This window comes from Duganella aceris, assembly GCF_011090165.1.
Lineage (GTDB): Bacteria > Pseudomonadota > Gammaproteobacteria > Burkholderiales > Burkholderiaceae_D > Rugamonas > Rugamonas aceris.
On sequence record NZ_JAADJT010000018.1, the window covers coordinates 1 to 2,158 of the forward strand.

2 tRNA genes and 2 rRNA genes (1 of these 4 cut by a window edge) are annotated in these 2,158 nt (G+C 50.7%); all 4 read left to right on the plus strand.

The features are described 5' to 3' along the window. Positions 1–215 (plus strand): 16S ribosomal RNA (locus tag GW587_RS28390); the annotation flags it as partial. Between the two features lie 83 nt (positions 216–298). Continuing rightward, positions 299–375, plus strand: a tRNA-Ile gene (locus GW587_RS28395). Between the two features lie 10 nt (positions 376–385). Beyond that, positions 386–461: transfer RNA gene (locus tag GW587_RS28400), tRNA-Ala, on the plus strand. A 204-nt stretch (positions 462–665) separates the two neighbouring features. Next, positions 666–2,158 (plus strand): 23S ribosomal RNA (locus tag GW587_RS28405) (it continues 1,445 nt past the right edge of the window).

Sequence of the window (2,158 nt, forward strand, 5' to 3'; positions counted from 1 at the left end):
CATGAAGTTGGAATCGCTAGTAATCGCGGATCAGCATGTCGCGGTGAATACGTTCCCGGGTCTTGTACACACCGCCCGTCACACCATGGGAGCGGGTTTTACCAGAAGTAGGTAGCTTAACCGCAAGGAGGGCGCTTACCACGGTAGGATTCGTGACTGGGGTGAAGTCGTAACAAGGTAGCCGTATCGGAAGGTGCGGCTGGATCACCTCCTTTCTAGAGTCGCACGATGGTGCAAACCATCATTCATCAAGCGTTCACACTTATCGACTGTCAATATAGAAGAGAACAGCAATATTGGGGCTGTAGCTCAGCTGGTTAGAGCACCGTGTTGATAACGCGGGGGTCGTTGGTTCGAGTCCAACCAGCCCTACCAGTTATATCCCGGGGGATTAGCTCAGCTGGGAGAGCACCTGCTTTGCAAGCAGGGGGTCGTCGGTTCGATCCCGTCATCCTCCACCAAATGCTTTTACGTAAGCCCGTTAGGTTTAGGTAAGAGCAGTTCTCGTTCTTTAACAATCTGGAAGAAGTAAGTAAATTTTTATTGACCCGCGCGGGGAACTGCGCGGGTGGGTAATGATTGTATGTATCAACAAACGCAACAACGTAGTACTTCTTATTTCTATAACCGCTCCTTTGTTTAGTCGCAAGGGGCTAACGTTATAGGGACAAGTGAATAAGTGCACATGGTGGATGCCTTGGCGATTACAGGCGATGAAGGACGTAGTAGCTTGCGATAAGCTGCGGGGAGCTAGCAAACAAGCTTTGATCCGCAGATTTCCGAATGGGGAAACCCGGCCTTTATGGTCATTGCATGCTGAATACATAGGCATGCAAAGCGAACGCGGCGAACTGAAACATCTAAGTAGCTGCAGGAAAATAAATCAACCGAGATTCCCAAAGTAGTGGCGAGCGAAATGGGAAGAGCCTGCACGTTTTAGCATGACGCATAGAAGAATCCTCTGGAAATAGGAACCGTAGCGGGTGATAGTCCCGTATTCGAAATGCGATGTGTGGAACTAAGCGTGCGACAAGTAGGGCGGGACACGAGAAATCCTGTCTGAATATGGGGGGACCATCCTCCAAGGCTAAATACTCGTAATCGACCGATAGTGAACCAGTACCGTGAGGGAAAGGCGAAAAGAACCCCGGGAGGGGAGTGAAATAGATCCTGAAACCGTGTGCATACAAACAGTAGGAGCGGACTTGTTCCGTGACTGCGTACCTTTTGTATAATGGGTCAGCGACTTACATTCAGTGGCAAGGTTAACCATATAGGGAAGCCGTAGAGAAATCGAGTCCGAACAGGGCGATAGTCGCTGGGTGTAGACCCGAAACCAAGTGATCTACTCATGGCCAGGATGAAGGTGCGGTAACACGCACTGGAGGTCCGAACCCACTAATGTTGAAAAATTAGGGGATGAGCTGTGGGTAGGGGTGAAAGGCTAAACAAACTTGGAAATAGCTGGTTCTCTCCGAAAACTATTTAGGTAGTGCCTCAAGTATCACCATCGGGGGTAGAGCACTGTTATGGCTAGGGGGTCATCGCGACTTACCAAACCATTGCAAACTCCGAATACCGATGAGTGCGAGCTTGGGAGACAGACGTCGGGTGCTAACGTCCGGCGTCAAGAGGGAAACAACCCAGACCGCCAGCTAAGGTCCCAAAGATTGGCTAAGTGGAAAACGAAGTGGGAAGGCTAAAACAGTCAGGATGTTGGCTTAGAAGCAGCCATCATTTAAAGAAAGCGTAATAGCTCACTGATCGAGTCGTCCTGCGCGGAAGATGTAACGGGGCTAAGCCAGTCACCGAAGCTGCGGATATGCGTAAGCATATGGTAGGAGAGCGTTCTGTAAGCCTGCGAAGGTGTCTTGTAAAGGATGCTGGAGGTATCAGAAGTGCGAATGCTGACATGAGTAGCGATAATGGGGGTGAAAAGCCCCCACGCCGTAAGCCCAAGGTTTCCTGTTCAACGTTCATCGGAGCAGGGTGAGTCGGCCCCTAAGGCGAGGCAGAGATGCGTAGCTGATGGGAAGCAGGTTAATATTCCTGCACCGTCGTATGATGCGATGGGGGGACGGATCGCGGAAGGTTGTCCAACTGTTGGAATAGTTGGTTTCTGGTTCATAGAAGGCGCTTAGGCAAATCCGGGCGCAGG